Source organism: Streptomyces caatingaensis (assembly GCF_001187435.1).
Taxonomy (GTDB): Bacteria; Actinomycetota; Actinomycetes; order Streptomycetales; family Streptomycetaceae; genus Streptomyces; species Streptomyces caatingaensis.
Map to the genome: position 1 here is coordinate 455935 of NZ_LFXA01000017.1, position 16182 is coordinate 472116.

17 protein-coding genes are annotated in these 16182 nt (G+C 74.0%); 2 read left to right on the plus strand and 15 right to left on the minus strand.

What is annotated here, in order from left to right; all coding sequences use genetic code 11:
- Positions 1–107: 107 nt before the first annotated feature.
- A complete protein-coding gene (locus tag AC230_RS24440) occupies positions 108–812 on the plus strand; it encodes a TetR/AcrR family transcriptional regulator (RefSeq protein WP_078871541.1) in 705 nt (234 codons plus the stop codon).
- Positions 813–860: 48 nt separating this feature from the next.
- Here the strand turns inward: AC230_RS24440 and AC230_RS24445 are convergent, their stop codons facing one another.
- The 8 genes from AC230_RS24445 to AC230_RS24480 all read right to left on the minus strand — a co-directional run bounded on the left by AC230_RS24445 (position 861) and on the right by AC230_RS24480 (position 8731).
- A complete protein-coding gene (locus AC230_RS24445) occupies positions 861–1307 on the minus strand; it encodes an anthrone oxygenase family protein (RefSeq protein ID WP_049718474.1) in 447 nt (148 codons plus the stop codon).
- 10 nt (positions 1308–1317) lie between these two features.
- Positions 1318–2196, minus strand: a complete 879-nt coding sequence (locus AC230_RS24450) for an NAD(P)-dependent oxidoreductase (RefSeq protein WP_049718475.1) — start codon at positions 2194–2196, stop codon at positions 1318–1320.
- A 4-nt stretch (positions 2197–2200) separates the two neighbouring features.
- Entirely contained in the window at positions 2201–2590 is a 390-nt protein-coding gene (locus tag AC230_RS24455; RefSeq protein WP_049718476.1) for a SchA/CurD-like domain-containing protein, read from the minus strand.
- 72 nt (positions 2591–2662) lie between these two features.
- Positions 2663–4150, minus strand: coding sequence for a peptide MFS transporter (locus AC230_RS24460; protein ID WP_049718477.1), 1488 nt, complete (start codon positions 4148–4150; stop codon positions 2663–2665).
- Positions 4147–5769: an FAD-dependent monooxygenase gene (locus tag AC230_RS24465; RefSeq protein WP_049718478.1), complete on the minus strand. Its 1623-nt coding sequence runs from the start codon at positions 5767–5769 to the stop codon at positions 4147–4149. The genes AC230_RS24460 and AC230_RS24465 overlap by 4 nt, the downstream gene beginning before the upstream one ends.
- Entirely contained in the window at positions 5762–6640 is an 879-nt protein-coding gene (locus AC230_RS24470; RefSeq protein ID WP_049718479.1) for an LLM class flavin-dependent oxidoreductase, read from the minus strand. The genes AC230_RS24465 and AC230_RS24470 overlap by 8 nt, the downstream gene beginning before the upstream one ends.
- Positions 6640–7944: an FAD-dependent oxidoreductase gene (locus AC230_RS24475; RefSeq protein WP_198535600.1), complete on the minus strand. Its 1305-nt coding sequence runs from the start codon at positions 7942–7944 to the stop codon at positions 6640–6642. The genes AC230_RS24470 and AC230_RS24475 overlap by 1 nt, the downstream gene beginning before the upstream one ends.
- A gap of 4 nt (positions 7945–7948) precedes the next feature.
- Positions 7949–8731 carry an SDR family NAD(P)-dependent oxidoreductase gene (locus tag AC230_RS24480; protein ID WP_049718480.1) on the minus strand — a complete coding sequence of 261 codons (783 nt, stop codon included), beginning with the start codon at positions 8729–8731 and terminating at the stop codon, positions 7949–7951.
- A 245-nt stretch (positions 8732–8976) separates the two neighbouring features.
- Between AC230_RS24480 and AC230_RS24485 the strand changes: the two genes are divergently transcribed.
- On the plus strand, positions 8977–9987 hold the full coding sequence (locus AC230_RS24485) for a methyltransferase (RefSeq protein WP_049718481.1): 1011 nt from the start codon (positions 8977–8979) through the stop codon (positions 9985–9987).
- Between the two features lie 73 nt (positions 9988–10060).
- Here AC230_RS24485 and AC230_RS24490 read toward each other — a convergent pair whose 3' ends face one another.
- From AC230_RS24490 to AC230_RS24520, 7 genes are all read right to left on the minus strand, one after another.
- Complete coding sequence (locus tag AC230_RS24490; protein ID WP_049718482.1) at positions 10061–10429, minus strand: SchA/CurD-like domain-containing protein; 369 nt, start codon at positions 10427–10429, stop codon at positions 10061–10063.
- A 17-nt stretch (positions 10430–10446) separates the two neighbouring features.
- Positions 10447–11496 (minus strand): methyltransferase, encoded by a 1050-nt coding sequence (locus AC230_RS24495; protein WP_049718483.1) that lies wholly within the window; start codon positions 11494–11496, stop codon positions 10447–10449.
- A gap of 77 nt (positions 11497–11573) precedes the next feature.
- The gene (locus AC230_RS24500; protein WP_049718484.1) at positions 11574–12773 is read right to left on the minus strand and encodes a cytochrome P450; all 1200 of its coding nucleotides are present in this window, start codon (positions 12771–12773) and stop codon (positions 11574–11576) included.
- Between the two features lie 108 nt (positions 12774–12881).
- A complete protein-coding gene (locus AC230_RS24505; protein WP_157868650.1) occupies positions 12882–13052 on the minus strand; it encodes a hypothetical protein in 171 nt (56 codons plus the stop codon).
- Positions 13053–13289: 237 nt separating this feature from the next.
- Complete coding sequence (locus tag AC230_RS24510) at positions 13290–13691, minus strand: hypothetical protein (RefSeq protein ID WP_157868651.1); 402 nt, start codon at positions 13689–13691, stop codon at positions 13290–13292.
- Positions 13692–14141: 450 nt separating this feature from the next.
- A complete protein-coding gene (locus AC230_RS24515; RefSeq protein ID WP_049718487.1) occupies positions 14142–15410 on the minus strand; it encodes a protein-glutamine gamma-glutamyltransferase in 1269 nt (422 codons plus the stop codon).
- Between the two features lie 174 nt (positions 15411–15584).
- Positions 15585–16082 (minus strand): hypothetical protein, encoded by a 498-nt coding sequence (locus tag AC230_RS24520; RefSeq protein WP_157868652.1) that lies wholly within the window; start codon positions 16080–16082, stop codon positions 15585–15587.
- Positions 16083–16182: the final 100 nt, after the last annotated feature.

Here is a 16182-nt window from a genome sequence, read left to right on the forward strand (position 1 = left end):
GCTCTCCGACGACGCAATAATCAAGCGCAACGACCGCACTGTCAACCAAATACTTGATTGAGGCAGGCGAACACTTGGAACGGCGGATCGTTGTGTATAGTCACAGCGTGTCCCCGTCGAAGCCCCGCAGGTCTCCCAAGCCGCAGGAGCGGCAGCGTGATCCGGAGCGCACACGCAGGCTCATCCTCGACGCCGCCGCGACCGAGTTCGCCGCCTACGGCTACGCGGGGGCCCGCATCGCCGCGATCGCGGCCCGGGCGGGGGTCAACCAGCAGCTGATCTCGTACTACTTCGACGGCAAAGAGGGCCTCTACCAGGCCATGTCGGAGCGCTGGCGCGAGCGGCAGCGCGAACTCATGACGCCCGGCACGCCGTTGCCCGAGCAGATCCGCCGCTACGCGCTGGAGGCGCTCAACAACCCCGACGGCGTACGCCTGTTGGCGTGGAGCGGCCTGGAGTACGCCGGCCCCGAGACCGACCCCGACCGCGCCCCCCGCTCGGAGCGGATCCAGGGCGACATCGACGGCATCCGGGCCCTCCAGGACGCCGGCCGCCTGCCGGCCGAGGTGGACCCCGCCTGCCTGACGATCATGCTGATGGCGGCGGCGATGGCCACGACGACGCTGCCGCACGTCATCGAGGGCGTCTGCGGCACCGACCCCCGCTCGCCCGAGTTCCTCCACTACTACGCCGACCAGATCGCCGTCCTCACCCGGCTGCTCCAGCGCGAACCCGACGAGCACGGGGCCGGGCCCGACGGCGCCGGTGACACCGCCGTGCCCGGCCCGGACCGGCCCGCCGGGCACGGCTGAGCGGCCGCCGGCCGTACCGGCCGCGGACGGCCGGGGCCGGTACGGCCGTCACACGACGACGGCGACCGCGTTGACGGTGACCGCGAGGAGCGCCAGCACGGTGCGCAGCAGGTGCCAGCGCCGCCACAGCGGCCGCGGATCGTGCCAGCCGGCCGGAATCCGCTCCGGGTCCAGCGACTTGACGACCCGGTTGATCGGCACGTTGCAGAAGTGGGAGACCACCGACACCGCCGCCAGCAGCCCCGCGGCGGCGGCGAACAGCGCGGCGCCGGAACCGCCGTGCACGGCCAGGGCGACGTCGGCCGCGGCCGTCGTCAGCACCAGGACCGGCATGGTGGGGTCCCACCGGCGGCCGATCAACCGGTGCGCGTACACGTACCGTTCGGCCGGCATCGCGAACAGCGCGGGCAGCACGCTCAGCGCGACCGCGAACAGGACCCCCGCCACGACCCCGCTGCCGACGAGCACGCCGACCGAGAGCACAGCACCGACCATGGCGGCGGGCTCACCCCCCCGACGCCGGGCGGGGCAGCTCGACGACCGCGGCCGCGTCGTCGTCGCCGCGCCCGCCGTCCACGACGGCCGCGAACCGGTCCGCGGCGCGGCCGGTCACCGGCAGCCCGACGCCCCGCTCCCCGGCCTCCCGCCCGGCCAGCGCGAGGTCCTTGTGCATCAGGGACGCGCGGAACGCGGCGGGCCGGTACGCGCGGCGGCGCATGAAGCCCGCCCGGAAGGCGAGCACCGGCGACCGCCAGCCGCTGTCCTCGAACGCGTCCAGCAGCCGCTCGCGGTCCATGCCCATCGCCTCCACGAAGGCGACCGCCTCGGCGAGACCGGCCGTCTGCACCCCCAGCAGCAGATTGAGCGCCAGCTTCAGCACGGCCGCGTCCCCCGGCCCGCCGACGAACCGCACGTCGCGGCCGAGCGCGTCCAGCACGTCGGACACCGCGTCCGCCCCGGCCCGTTCGCCGGCCGCCAGGACGCGCAGCTCGCCGGCCGCGGCCATCGCCGGGTTGCCGATGACGCACGCCTCCACCCGGCGCGCGCCGAGGGCGGCGAGCCGCGCGGTGACGGCCCGGGCGAAGGACGGCGACACGGTCGAGGTGTCCACCACGGTCAGGCCCCTGCCCGGCCGCCCGCCCAGCCCCTCCGCGACGACGCGTTCCACGGCGGCCTCGTCGGCGAGGCTGAACACGGCGGCCTCGGCGTCCGCCAGCGCCTCGGCCGGGGAGGCCGCGAGGGCCGCGCCCTCGCGCGCCAGGGGCGCGGCGCGCTCCGCGGTCCGGTTCCAGACCGTCACGGCGAATCCCGCGGCCAGCAGGGCGCGCGCCATGCCGGCGCCCATCGCGCCCGCGCCGAGCACCGCGATCGGTGAAGTCCGCATGGGGTCACCCCCTCGCCGGCCGGGCCGGGTGGGAGTCCACGGACAGCTGGGAGACGCAGCGCATGGTGGCGTCGCGGAAGTACGCCGCGAACCCCTCGGCGCTGCTCGTGTCGCGCCGCCGCGCCAGGTAGGGCGCGAGGCGCTCCTCGACGAGGTGCACGCCGCGCTGCGCCGCCATGTGCCGGGCGATGGCCGCGAAGTCGCCCTCGTAGTGGATGACCCGCACCATGACGTCGTCCTTGACGAACACCGCGGTGCCGAGCAGCCGTCCGGCCGGCTCGCCGTCCTCGCCGCGGAAGGTGGGGGTGTCCACCCGCTGGAAGCCGGCGAAGATCTCGGCGATCTCGTCGTCGTGGCCGGGTGTGACGCGGTAGGTGATGGCCGCGTAGGGCATGGCAGTCGTCCTTTCGATCGCCGGACCGCGTTTGTCCGACGCTCCGTCGGTGGATGTGCCGTTCCGTTCTGATCAGTCGGGGGCGAGCGCGCCGGCCAGCCGCCGGCGGCCCAGCAGGAAGGCCAGGCCCGCGGCGGACGCCACGCCGCCGAGGCACAGGTAGTAGACGGGCTCGCCGAGCACCCCGCTCAGCCGCACCAGCGCGCTGCCCAGGCCGCCGCCGAGCGCGGCGAACAGCCACAGCAGGCCGACGACCCGGCCCATGAACCGCTCCCCGAGCACCTCGGCCGCCGAGGAGACGACCACGGCCGGGACGACCAGTTCGCCGCAGGCGTGCAGCACGTAGACGACGACGAGCCACAGGGGCGAGACCCGCGCCCCGTGCGCGGCGGCCGTGGCGGCGGCGCACATCACCAGGAAGCCGCACCCCACCGCCAGCAGCCCGCCCGCCAGCTTCACCGCGACGCCGTGCCGCCCGCCCACCGCCGGCAGGACGGCGGCCACGACCGGCGCGAGCACCAGCACGCACGCGGGCGTCGCGGCCTGCAGCCAGCTCGGCGGCACGGCGAGGCCGGCGACCCGCAGGTCGGTGTGGTCCCGGGCGAACAGGGTCAGCAGCGACGCCGCGTGCGCGACGACGATCCAGAACAGGGTCGCGCCGAGGCACACCCCCAAGTACCCGCGCAGCCGCCGCCGTTGGCCCGCACCCAGCGCCGGGTCCCGGTACAGCGCCCGGTATCCGGCCACCGGCACCGTCACGGTCAGCACCGTGGACAGCAGGATCAGGGCGGCCGCGTCCAGCAGACCGGCCGCCCCCAGCCCCGCCACCACGGCCCCGAGCCCGCCCGCCACGAGCCCCGTGCCGCGCAGCACCGCCCGGCGCTCCGCCCGGCCGAGCGGACGCCGCGGACCGCCGTCGGCCCCCGCGAACCGCCCCGCCGAACGGGCCAGCAGCACGGCGGTCGCCCCCAGCGGCAGCGCGGCGACGGCGAACCCCGCGTGCCAGCCGGCCCGTTCCCCGAGGTACCCGGTCACCAGCGGCGCGGTCAGGGCGGACACCTGCACCCCGACGTACATCAGGGAGATGCCGGACTCGCGGCCCCTCCGGCCCGTGAACATCAGGTTGATCAGCGCCTGGTGGTTGGGCTTGAACAGCCCGCCGCCGGCCGCCAGGACGAGCAGTCCCGCCGCGGTCGTCCAGCCCGACGGCAGGGCCAGGGCCAGGTACCCCGCCGCGCTCAGCAGACAACCGGTCAGCAGGGCGCGCCGCCGTCCCAGCAGACGGTCGCCCACCCAGCCGCCCGGCAGCGAGAGCAGGAACATGACGCCGATCCACACCCCGAACAGGGCGGCGGCCTGGTCCGCCGGCAGGCCCAGCCCGCCGCGGGCCGCCGGCGCCGCGGCGTAGAGGACGAGGATGGCCTGCATGCCGTAGAAGCCGAACCGTTCGAGGGCGTCGGTGACGAACAGCGTCGCGTACCAGCGCGGCATGCGGCGCAGCGACACCGGGCCGTCGGGCCCGCGGGGCGCCCGGGCCGCGAGCCGTGGCGGCGCGCTCACGTCCGCCCCTCCCCGGACCGTCCGCAGGCGCGTGCCAGCACGCCGGCGAGGACGCCCTCGGGGTCGGCCGCGGGGCCGGGGGACCGCCAGGCCACGAACGCGTCCGGGCGCACCAGCACCGCCCCCTCCCCGCCGACCCCGTAGGCCCGGGCCCAGTCGCGGTCCACCGGGACGAGCCCGCCCTCCCCGACGACATGGGCGCGCAGCGGGACGCTCAGCCGCTTGGCGACGCGTTCGGCGGCCTCCGCCCAGCCGGCGCGGCGCGAGGGGGTGAGGAGCACGAACGCGTCCCGGAACAGGTCGATGGCCGACAGCCGTTCCCCGTCCCGGTCGAGCCAGACGTGCGGCGCCCGCGTGCCCGGTTCGCCGGTCAGGTCGAGCGGGGCGGCGAGCACCGGGGCGCCGGGCCGCCCGCCGGTGATCGCCTCCGAGCGGTAGCGGTAGCCGAGGGTGACGACGAGGTCGTCCACCAGCGGGGCGGCCGCCCGCGGGGCGGTGCGGCCGTGCCGGACGCGGTGCCGGGCCATCGCCTGCTCGGCCATCGCGGCGCCCACGCCCCGCCGTTCGGCGTCGTACGTGTCCAGCAGGGCGTCCCCGGCCCACCCGTCGAGCACGGCGGCCAGCTTCCACGCCAGGTTGTGCGCGTCGTGGATCCCGGTGTTGGCGCCGAAGCCGCCGGCCGGCGGGTGCACGTGGGCCGCGTCCCCGGCCAGGAAGACCCGGCCGCTGCGGAACGTCCCGGCGACCAGCTGGGCGCCCTGCCACGGCACCTTGGCGACGACCTCCACCCGCATGCCGGGCCTGCCCGCCGCCGTGCGCAGGATCTCGGCGCAGCGTTCGTCGGGGTAGTCGGCGGGCGTCTCGCCCCGCTCGGGGTGGTAGAGGGGGGCCGCGAGCCACGGGTCGCAGCCGTGCAGCCGGGACAGGCCCATCAGCGTCCCCGGCGCGGCGGTGGCGTAACAGAGGATGAACTTGCGGTCCTTGAGCAGGGCCGTCAGCTCCGGCGCCCGGAAGTAGACGCTCAGGGCGTTGAAGACCGTGCCGATGCCGGCGCGCCGTACGCCCAGCGCCCTGCGGACGCGGCTGCCCGCGCCGTCGGCCGCGACCAGGTACGCGGCCCGCACCGTGCCGCGCCGGCCCGAGGCGCGGTCCTCCACGACGGCGGTGACGCCGTCGTCGTCCTGGGCGAAGGACACCAGGCGGGTCGCGAACCGCACGTCGGCGCCCGCCGCGGCCGCCAGCCCGGCCAGTACCCGTTCGTAGCGGTCCTGGCCGCAGCCCATCGCCCGCTCCGGGCTGATCGCCGGGCCGTCCAGGGACGGCGACTCCAGCGTCACGGCGTCGTCGATCTCGGCGAACGTGCGGACCCGGATGATGCCGCCCTCGAAGTGCGGGTGCGAGTCGCCGACTTCGAGGGCGCGGATCTCCCGGTGCACGCCCGCCGACCGGAACAGCTCCATGGTCCGTGCCTGGAGGCCGGGCGCGCGGGGCAGCGTCGACGTGCCGTCCCGCTGCTCCACCAGCAGCGTCCGGACGCCCAGCCGGCCGAGGAACAGCGCGGTGGAGATGCCGACGGGGCCGGCGCCCACCACCAGCACCGGCACGGTGGGTTCAGTCATGGGCCCGCTCCTGTGGCCGGAGGCAGACCTCTGCCAGCCGGTCGAGCTGTTCCACGTCGGCCGTGCACGGGAAGAGCAGCAACTCGTCGCAGCCGGCGGCGGCGTAGGCGTCCAGGGTCTCCCGCAGCCGCGCCTCGTCCGAGATCACCCCGTCCGCCAGGGCCCGCGCCTTCGGGCCCATGTAGGCGTAGTAGTCGAGCAGGTAGTCGCCGCCCCGCCGCTTCCGCCCGGCGCCGAGCGCGACGTAGGTCAGCGCGCCCAGCCGCGGCGAGCCGGACCGGCCGGCCTCCGCCCACGCGGCGCGCACCTGGTCCGCCTGTCCGGCGTAGCGGGCGACCGGGCCGCCGCCGGAGATCCAGCCGATGCCGTACCGGGCCGAACGGCGCGGCGCGGCGGGGGAGTTGCCGCCGACCCACAGGGGGATCGTGCCGTCGGCCGGTCTGGGGCCGATGCCGGGCACCCGGCCGCGGCCCGACCACACCCGCCGCATCTCCTCCACCACCTCGTCCAGCCACCGGCCCCGCCGGCGGTAGTCGGCGCCGGTGGCCCGGAAGTCGTCCTCCCGGGCGCCGGCCGCCACGCCCACGACCAGCCGGCCGCCGGAGAGCCGGTCGACACTGGCGAGTTGCTTGGCCAGCAGCGCGGGGCTCGGCCAGCAGCCGGCGAGCAGGATCGTCGGCGCCAGCGTGACGCGCTCGGTCACCGCCGCGGCCGCGGCCAGGGTCGTCACGGCGTCGTAGCCGTCGTGGACGAGCCGGTCGAGCACGGCGAGCGTGCTGAAGCCCAGGGCCTCGGCGCGCGCGGCGAAGGCGACCAGCTCCCGGCCGTCGGCGCCCGGCACGGTGTTCGGCAGTCCCACTCCCACGTCCATCAGCGATCCTCCCGTCGATCCGCCGTCTTCATCCCGCCGTCCTCGCGCCGCGGCCCTCGGCCCGCCGTCGTCAGCGCCGAGTCGTCGAAGTCGATGTCGCGCAGCGACCACTTGGCCACCCGCAGGGACGCCGCGACGGCCTCCGTCGCCCAGCCGGCCATCCCGGCCTGGTAGCGCCCGGCCGCCTCGGCCACCGAACACTCGCCGCGGTCCGCCGCGAGCAGCGCCCGCACCAGCGCGGCGGCGTCGCGCACGGCCGTGTTCGCGCCGACCCCGCCGGACGGCGGCATCGCGTGCACCGCGTCCCCCAGCGGGATCACGGGCCCCGGCTCCCACGGTTCGACCGGCACGGTGGCCCGCACGGCCACGGCGAAGGTCTCGTCCACGTCCGCGGACCGCAGGGCGGCCCGCAGCGCCGGGTGCCAGCCCTCGGTCCGCTCCCGGACGAAGCGCCACAGGGCCGCGCCGTCCAGGGCGAAGAGCTCACCGTCCGCCATCCCCGTCCTCGAACGGTGCATGGAGAACACCGACATGAAGTAGTCTCCGGTGTCCTCCAGGCCCAGCCCCGGCCACAGCCGCGCCGCCGCCTCGGCCGGGGCGGTGCGGAAGACCATCGGCATCAGGCCCAGCTTGTACCCGTCCGAACCGATCACCCACGTGAACCTGTCCTGGAGCGTGCCGGGCAGCTCGCGCCGCAGCGCCTCCGTCATGGGGATGCGGCCGAAGACCGTGCGCACCCCCAGGTCGCGGGGCTCGGCGTGCGCCCCGTGCCACCGCCGGACGGCCGACCGGACGCCGTCCGCGGCCACCAGCACGTCGCCCGCGGCCGTGCCGCCGTCCGCGAACCGGGCCAGCACGCCGCCACCGGGCGTCCGTTCACAGCCGACGAACCGGCTGCCGAACCGCACGACGCCGTCGAGGCCGGCGAGCAGCACCCGGCGCAGCGTCACCCGGTCCACCGCGTCCACCTTGTCCGGGTCCGCGGCGCGCGGGTCGTCCAGCACGGGCCCCGGCAGGCTCGCCAGATGCTCGTCGTACACCGCGAGGCCGTAGCCGTAGCGGCTGTTGGCGGTGGCCGTCAGCAACTCCTGCACCCGCGCGGGCAGACACGCCCGCAGGGCCCGCTCGCCCTGCGGGCTGATGTGCAGCCGGTACCCCTGGTGGCGGCCGCGCACCGAGGTGTCGCGCTCGTGGACGCTGACCTCGATGCCGGCCTTCCGCAGGCCCTGCGCCAGGCACAGCCCGCCGACCCCGCCCCCGATCACCACGACCCGCAGGCCGCGGCGCGGCGTTCCGCCGGCCACCGGATCACACACCCCCGTCGACGTTGAGCGTGACCCCGCTGACGAAGCGGGAGGTGTCGCCGGCGAGGAACAGCACGGCCCCGGCGACGTCCTCCGGCCGGCAGAGGCGGCCCAGCGCCGTCATGCCGACGATCCGCCCGAGCACGTGCGGGGGCGGCCCGGCGCCCGGCTCCGTCTCGGTCAGCCCCGGCGCCACCGTGTTCACCCGGATCCCCCGCGGGCCGAGTTCCTTGCACAGCCCCCGGGTGAAGCCGATCAGGGCCGCCTTCGTCGCCGTGTAGTGCGTGCCGCCGGCCCGCCCGCGCAGCGCCGCCGCCGAGCCGACGTTCACCACCGACGCGCCGTCCGCCAGCAGACCCAGCACGGCCTGGGTGACCAGGTAGGGCGCGGTGAGGTTGTGGTCGACCAGCCGGTGCCACTCGGCGTCGGTGATCTCCGCGAACGGCGCGCCGCCGTCCACGCCCACGTTGTTGACCAGGACGTCGAGCCCGCCCGCCGCCGCCCGCACGACGTCCGCCAGCCGCTCGACGTCGGCGCGGACCGTCACGTCGGCCCGCACCACCCGGTGCCCCCCGCCGAGGCCCTCGGGCCCGCGTCCCTCCGGGCCGCGTCCCCTCGCCTCGCGTTCCTTCAGCTCGCGGGGCAGGCTCGCCGCCGCCTCGTCGTCCGCCCGGTGGCACACCACCACCCGGGCCCCCGCGTCGGCGAACGCCAGGGCGGTGACCCGCCCGATGCCCTTGGTGCCACCGGTCACCAGCACCCGTTTCCCGCGCAGTCCCTGATCCACCGGAGCTACCCCTCTCGGCCGCCTGCCGTCCGAATGACGTGCGTATGACGTGCGGCGCCGATGCTGGCAGGGGGCGCTGAACCCCCGCTCGAAACCGGATGGAGGCCGTCCTCCGGCCCCTCCCCCCGCCACGGGCCCCCGCTTCCAACGGCCCTCAAGCCCCCCTCCACCCCGCGCTGGCACCGTCGTCCGGTAATCCGGCAGGGCACGCGGCCGCCGGTGGACCGATCCAGGGAGGCCAGCACATGACGAGCACCGCTCCGGATGTCAGCACCCCGGCACGCATCCTCAGGCTCTGCAACTCCTTCTGCGACGCCAAGGCACTGCTCACCGCGGTGGAACTCGACCTGTTCACCGTCCTGCACGCCGGACCCCTGACCGAGGAGCAGATCCGGCACCGGCTGGAGCTGCACGGCCGCGGCCTGCGGGACTTCCTGCACCTGCTGGCGGCCCTCGGGCTGCTGGAGAAGACCGGCGACCGCTACCGCAACGCACCCGCGGCCGACGAGTACCTCGTCCGCGACCGCCCGTCCTACGTCGGGGGGTTCATCCACCGCGCCAACAACAACCTCTACCCCGCCTGGGGCCGGCTCACCGACGCGCTGCGCACCGGCAAGCCGCAGGCCGACGGCGGCTTCGCGCGGGTCCTCGAAGACCCCGCACTGCTCGGCCAGTTCATCCGCATGATGGACGCGCTGACCCAGGTCCTCGCCGCGCCGCTCACCGCCGCGTTCCCGTGGTCGCGGTACCGGTCGGTGCTGGACGTCGGCGGCTGCCGGGGCAACATGGCCGGCCGGATCGTCCAGTCGTCCCCCGGGCTGACCGGCCACGTCTTCGACCTGCCGCAGATGGAGCCGTTCTTCGCCGAGCACATGGACCGCCTCGGCCTCACCGGCCGGCTGGAGTTCCACGGCGGCGACTTCTTCCACGACCCGCTGCCGTCCGCCGACGTGGTGATCCTCGGCCACGTCCTGCACGACTACGACCGCGAACGCCGCGCGTTCCTCGTACGGGAGGCCGGCCGCGCGGTCGCCCCCGGCGGCGCGCTGCTGGTCTACGACCGCATGCTGGACGACGAGCCCCGGCACGTCGAGAACCTCGTCATCAGCCTGGACATGCTGCTGGTCACCGACGGCGGTTCCGAGTACCCGGCCGGCGAGGTCCACGAGCACGCCCGCGCCGCCGGCTTCACCTCCTTCGAGGACGTGCCCCTCGGCGAGGACGACACGCTCGTGATCTGCCGGCGGGACGGCTGAACCGCAGCACGTACGGACCGCGGGAAGTGCCGGGGCCCCGACCGGGCCCCGGCACTTCCCGCCGCGCCCGCCCTCAGGAGCGCGGCACGGACAGCTGGCTCACGCACCGCAACAGACTGTCCTGGAACGTGCGGACGAACCCCTCCACGGTCGCCGTGTCCCTCGGCGTGTTCGTGTACGGCGCGAGCCGGCGCTCCACCTCGCGCACGCCCGGCTGGCGGGCCATGAACCGCGCCACCGCCGTCAGATCGCCCTCGTACTCGATGAACCGCACGAGCGTGCTGTCCCGGACGAACACCGCGGTGGCCAGGATCCGCCCGGCCGGTGCGCCGTCCTCGCCCGGCACGACGCTGGAGTCCGGCCGCCGGAACGAGCCGAAGATCTCGGCGACTTCGTCCTCGTACCCGCTCTTGATGTCGTAGGTGATGGCCGCGTACGGCATGCTCCGCCTCCTGTCCGTCAGAGTGCCGGTTTCCTGGCCACGAGCGCGGTCTCCAGGCCGTCGAACAGCGGCAGTTGCGCCACCGGGACGAAGCCGGCCCCGCTCACGTACCGCCGGCAGTCCGCCATGGTGTACTCCGACCCGCCCGGCGTCACCAGCAGCAGGTTCAGGCAGCCGAGCAGGCCGACGGCGTTCGTCCGGCGCTCGTCGTCGATCATCCGGTCGTAGATCACCACGAGGCCGCCGGGGTTCACCGCCCCGTACGCCCGCTCCACGAGCGCCGCCCGCTGCCCGTCGTCCCAGTCGTGCAGGATGTGCCCGAAGACGAGCACGTCGGCGGAGGGCAGGGGGTCGGTGAAGAAGTCCCCGACGTTGAAACGCACCTGACCGCCCGTGCCCTTGCGGCGCATGTGCGCGTCGAAGAGCCCGGCGACCTCGGGCCGGTCGAAGACCGTTCCCCGCAGGTGCGGGTGGGCCCTGACGAGCGTCGCGGGCAGATTGCCGCGGGCCCCGCCGACGTCCACGAACGTCCGGTACGCGCCCCAGTCGAGGCCGGTGGCCAGCTCGCCGGCGATGTGCGTCGTCCACGCGTCCATCGCCGCGATGAAGCCGTCGCGCTCCTCCGGGTCCTCGTAGAGGCGCTCGAAGTAGTCCTGGCTGTCCCAGCCGATGTACGGCTTCCCGGTGCGCAGGCTCTCCGTGAGGCCGCCCCACGCCCCGAACAGGTGCTTGCCGGCCTGCCGCATCCACCCGCCCAGGTAGGTCTCCCGGCCCTCGTCCAGGAAACGCCCGGTCGCGGGCGTGTTGCGGTACCGCCCGTCCTCCCGCTCCAGCATGCCGAGCGCCACCAGGGCGTCCAGGAAGTCCCGCGCGGCGCGGGGGTGCAGGCGCAGCCGGGCGCGCAGCCGCTCCTCGTCCGCCGGTCCCCGGCCGAGCTCGGTGAACAGCCCGATCTCGACGGCGCTCAGGAGCGTCCTCGCCGCCCAGAAGGCGGTCCCCAGCTCGATGACGGGCCGTGCGGAGGGGGCTGCGCCCGTCGTGCTCCTGGGGCTGCCGGAGGTGGTCATGGTCGCGGTCCTTTCCGGTCGTGGTCCTGGTCCTGGTCCGGGGTGAGGGCGGTGCGGGCGGCGGCCGGGGTCCCGGCTCACCACCGCAGCGGCAGGGTGTCCGGTCGGGTGAACACGCCCTCGCGCCGCCACACGAGGTCCTCGGGCGGGACGGCGAGGCGGAAGACGCCGAGGCGGTCGAGCAACCGGTCGAGCGCCGCGGTGAGTTCGATGCGGCCGAGGCCCGCCCCGAGGCAGCGGTGGATGCCGTGCCCGAAGGCGACGTGCGGGTTCGGCTCCCTGGCCAGGTCGAGCGCGTCGGCGTCGGGGAAGACGCCCTCGTCGCGGTTGGCGGAGTTGATGCACGGCAGGACGGCCTCGCCCGCCCTGACCGTGACCCCGCCGACCTCCACGTCCTCCAGGGCGATCCTGATGGGGCCGACGCCGCCGCCGGCCTGCGAGAACCTCAGCAGTTCCTCGACCGCCGCGGGGAGTCCGTCCCGGTCCGCCGCCAGCCGGCGCAGGTCGTCCGGCCGTTCGACGAGGGCCAGGACGCCGTGCACGATCTCCGACGTGGTCGCGTGGTAGCCGGCCATCAGTAGGGTCTCGGCGAACGCCAGCAACTCCTCGTCGCTCAGCGCACCGTCCTCGTCGCGCGCGCCGATCAGCACCGTGAGCAGGTCGTCGGCCGGGGCGCGGCGCTTCTCCTCGATCAGCCCCGTCAGATAGCCGCGCAGCCGGGCCGCGGCGCCGTCCACCTCGGGCGAGGGGTGCGGGCCGACGCTCAGCATCGCGTCCGTCCACGCCGAGAACAGCTCCTGGTCCGGGCGCGGGACGCCGAGCATGTCGCAGATCACCGTCAGGGGGAGGGGCTGGGCCAGGTGCGCGACGAGGTCGGCCGGCGGTCCCTGCCCGGCCATGCGCGCCACCAGTTCGTCCGCCAGCCGCACGACCGCCGGACGCAGGCGCTCCATCCGCCGGCCGGTGAACGCCATCCCCACCAGCCTGCGCAGCCGGGTGTGCGCGGGCGGGTCCATCACGAAGATGGATTTGGAGCCCGCGGCGACCGGCAGCAGCCTCGGCGCGTCCGGCCGTGTGATCGCCTCCCGGCTCAGGCGCGGGTCGGCCAGCACCTTGCGGACGTCCGCGTGCCGGGTGACCAGCCAGACGGCGTGTCCGTTCGCCAACCGCGCCCGCACGACCGGCCGTTCGCGGCGCAGCCGGGCGAATTCGTCGGGCGGCAGGAGCGGATGCCGTGCGGCGAACGGGAATTGCAGTGCGTCCTGAGCGCGCGTCATGGTTCGAACCTCCGCTTCCCGGCGCATGCCGCTAGCCGTTCCGGCACCGCACGGTGGCACGTCCGGCTCGGCTCCGGCTCGACCCCGGGTCGAGGTGCCGGGCGGGCGTCAACGGGACTGCCCCGAGGCCCTCTTCCCGCCCAGGTCGAGAATCGCCGCCAGCAGGGAGGCCAACGGCACGAGCCCTCGATCGAGCAGCTCCCGCCGGTCGCCCGGCGATCCCTCGGAGGGCACGAGCACGTCGACGGCGGAACCGCCGGCCCGCTTCACTCTCTTCACCCGCTTCACCCACTTCCCTTGCCGTAGGTCTTGCCGTGGCTCTTGCCGTGGCTTGTCGTGGCTTGTCGTGGCGAACCTCATCCGAACGCCGTGGGCCGGCCCGGAGGGGGGGAGTGGATCCGATGATGACGCCCGCGCTTGGACATCGACTGGAGCCGCACTGGAGTCCGGGGGCACGGGGGCACGCGAAAGCCCCTCCCCCCGCCGGCAGGGCCGGCGGGGGGAGGGGCCGTGAGGTCACTTCTTGCGGCGCTTGCGCGGCGCGGGCAGGGCCGGCGCCTCGGTCTCGCGCGCGGCGGCGAAGAAGGGGGCCATGACCTCCTCGTAGCGCTTCAGGGATTCCGGACCCAGGTCGATCTCAAGCCACTTGGGAACCTGGATTTCCTTGATTTCCATCACCGGGGAACCGTTCTCGTCCACCTCCCCGGTGAGGTCCTCCATTTCCTCGGTCACCGTCACGGCGAACTTGACCGTGGTCAGATTTTCGGTCACCTCGGGCGTCAGATCGTCGAAGTCGACCCGCTGCACGAAAATCGGCGTCGTGACCGTCTGGCCCCCGACCTCGATCGTCTTCACCCCTTCTTCCACACCGGGCAGGCCCTTGTGGGATTCGTCTACCTCAATGAATTTGGTGCCCATGGATGGCGCCCCTCCTCGTTGCTGGAACGGGTGAAAGTCTAGTGGAGCAAGGGGTGTTGACGCCAATTCAGGTGAGTGCAGTTCGCCCGGGGAGTGCCGCGGTATATCGGAAGCAGAATTACCCGCCTTCCCCGCCTTCCCCGCCTTCCCCGCCTTCCGGGCGAAACAGCGCGCCGGACGCTATTCGGGTGTTCGGGGGCTTGTGGACCGACCGGCCGGGTTCGATGACGACGGCCGGCCGGGCAATTCGTCCGGCGCGGCGAGGGGTCGTCGCGGTGCGCCGGGGGAGGGGGAGGAGGGGAGAGAGACCGGAAGGCCGATGACGCACCTCCACGCGCGTCATCGGCCCTCTCCTCCACCACGGACCCGGCTTCCTGCGGCGGGAGCACCGGGCGGCCGACCGTCCGCAGCGTGACGGTCACCCGCGACCCGGGCCGGGCCCCGGTTCCGTCACGGCCAGCCTTGCTTGACCTCGGCGGGGGCGGTGTTCCAGCTCTTGGGGATGAACGTGATCATGTAGGCCCCGCGGTCGAAGTCCGCGTACCCTGCGGACCAGTTCCGGAACTTGCTCTCGTAGACGTGCATGGGGCCCAGCTCGCCATGGGGCGCGTGATAGTGGTCCCCATGGGTCCAGACGGTCTTGTCGGCGTCCGCCACCGTCTGCGCCCCGAACCAGCCGTAGTCGAAATTGACCCAGGCTTCACCAGGACCGGCGGGACTGCGCGGAATGTTCCTGTCCCTCGACATGTCGACCAGGCCGGTACCCCGGTCGGGGCGGAAGGCGTCCGGATCGCCGTACTTCCTCGTGTCGGAGGAGCCCCACCCGTCCTGTCCGCTCCAGAAGTGCTTCGAGTAGATCACCGCCTTCATCCTGGACGGGTCGTGGTTGCCGCCGTCCCTCTCCTTGAAGGACGGCGTGTTCCGCAGCGCCGAGAAGAAGTTGGAGCGGCTGTCCTCGTGGAGCAGGGCGTCGTCCCTGGCGCTGAGCTCCCTCTTGAGGTTGTCGATGTACGTTCCCTCGTCGTGGGCGTCCTCCAGGGCCTTGTTCATGAGGGACGCCACCTCGCGCGCCCGCTGGAAACCCTTCTCCTCGTCGAAGCTCTCCTTGGCGGCGCGGCCCTCGAACTCCGCCCGCGTTTCACCGGGCTGGGGTCCGGTGTTCTTGAGGGTGTTCCTGTACTTGTTCTCGTCGAAGTACGCGAACGCCAGTCTGTTCGTCGGATACGGACCGGAGTTGGCCCACGTGATGCCGACGCAGCCGTAGGACAGCTTCTCCCGCTGCTCCTCGGTCATCTGCTGTCTCTTGCCGTCGCGCTGGCTGTAGACCTGCTGCCACTTGCGTATGTAGTTGTTGACGACCGTGGTGGCCCGGCCTCCGTAGGCCCGGTAGGGGGCGGGCATCTTGTCGAGCGGCTCGGCGGGAGGCGTTTCCCTGTCGTCGACGGACCTGGGAGCCCGGAAGGACGGCCCGGCACTCGGAGCCGCCCCCACCGGAGGCTTTCCGGACCGTCCGAGAGTCAGAGCCCTTTCGTTCAGCGCGTTGATGCTGCTGACATCGTCCGTCGTCAGGCCGTGCGTTGCCGCGTACGACCGCTTCTCCTCCTCACCGCCGCTGCCACCGCTACCGCCCGCGGCCTGGCTGACCGACGGTATGAACCCGGCGGTGCATATGACCGCGCCGACGGTGGCGAGGGCGAGGAATCTCGGGCGTAAATGCATGGACAACTCCCTTGTCGGTGAAGCGTGGTGGAATGGGGCCGCGCGGCAGCACAAGGCACAAGGCACATCGCATGTCACATGTCACATGTCGCAGAAGTGGAGGATGTGCGCGGGCTGCTGCTGCTCAGCGCGGAGCAGGCGGAGACGCCGGGGCCGAGCGGGCCCGGCGGCCCGCTACATCAGCGTCGTGGCCGAGGCGACGACACGGGCCCGCGCCGGGTGGCCGGGGTCGCCGTAGCGGACCTCGACGCGCGGGTGGGAGCGCATGAACTCGCTGTCGACGATCCGGACCTGACCGGGCCGTCCGACCGTGCGCACGGCGACGTCCGTGTCGAGGAAGAAACCGAACTCACCGGTGGCCGGGGCGTAGACGAAGAACTTGCCGCCCTCGAACTTCTGCCGCGCGACGTCCTCCGTCAGGACGAGGGACCAGAATCCCACGCAGTGTCCCGCGGGACACATGAACCGGAAGTCGGCCCGCAGGCCGTCCAGTTCCATCCAGCGGAAGGGGTTGTCGTCGTCCGCGTTGACCGCGGCGCCGGTGGCGGTGACGGGGGCCACCGGGGTTGTCACGCCCGGGGTGGCCGCCTGAGCCCCTTGAGCGACGGGCAGGGCGAGGGCCGCGGTCGCGGCGACGGTGACGATGGTGCGGAGCACGGTTCTGCGTATCACTTCTCGACTCCCGGTTGAGTGATCAGGCCGATACGAGCAGTGATCATGTCCTCACCCCGACTTCCCGGCAACCTCATGGCTTCAAAACAGGCCAAGCAGC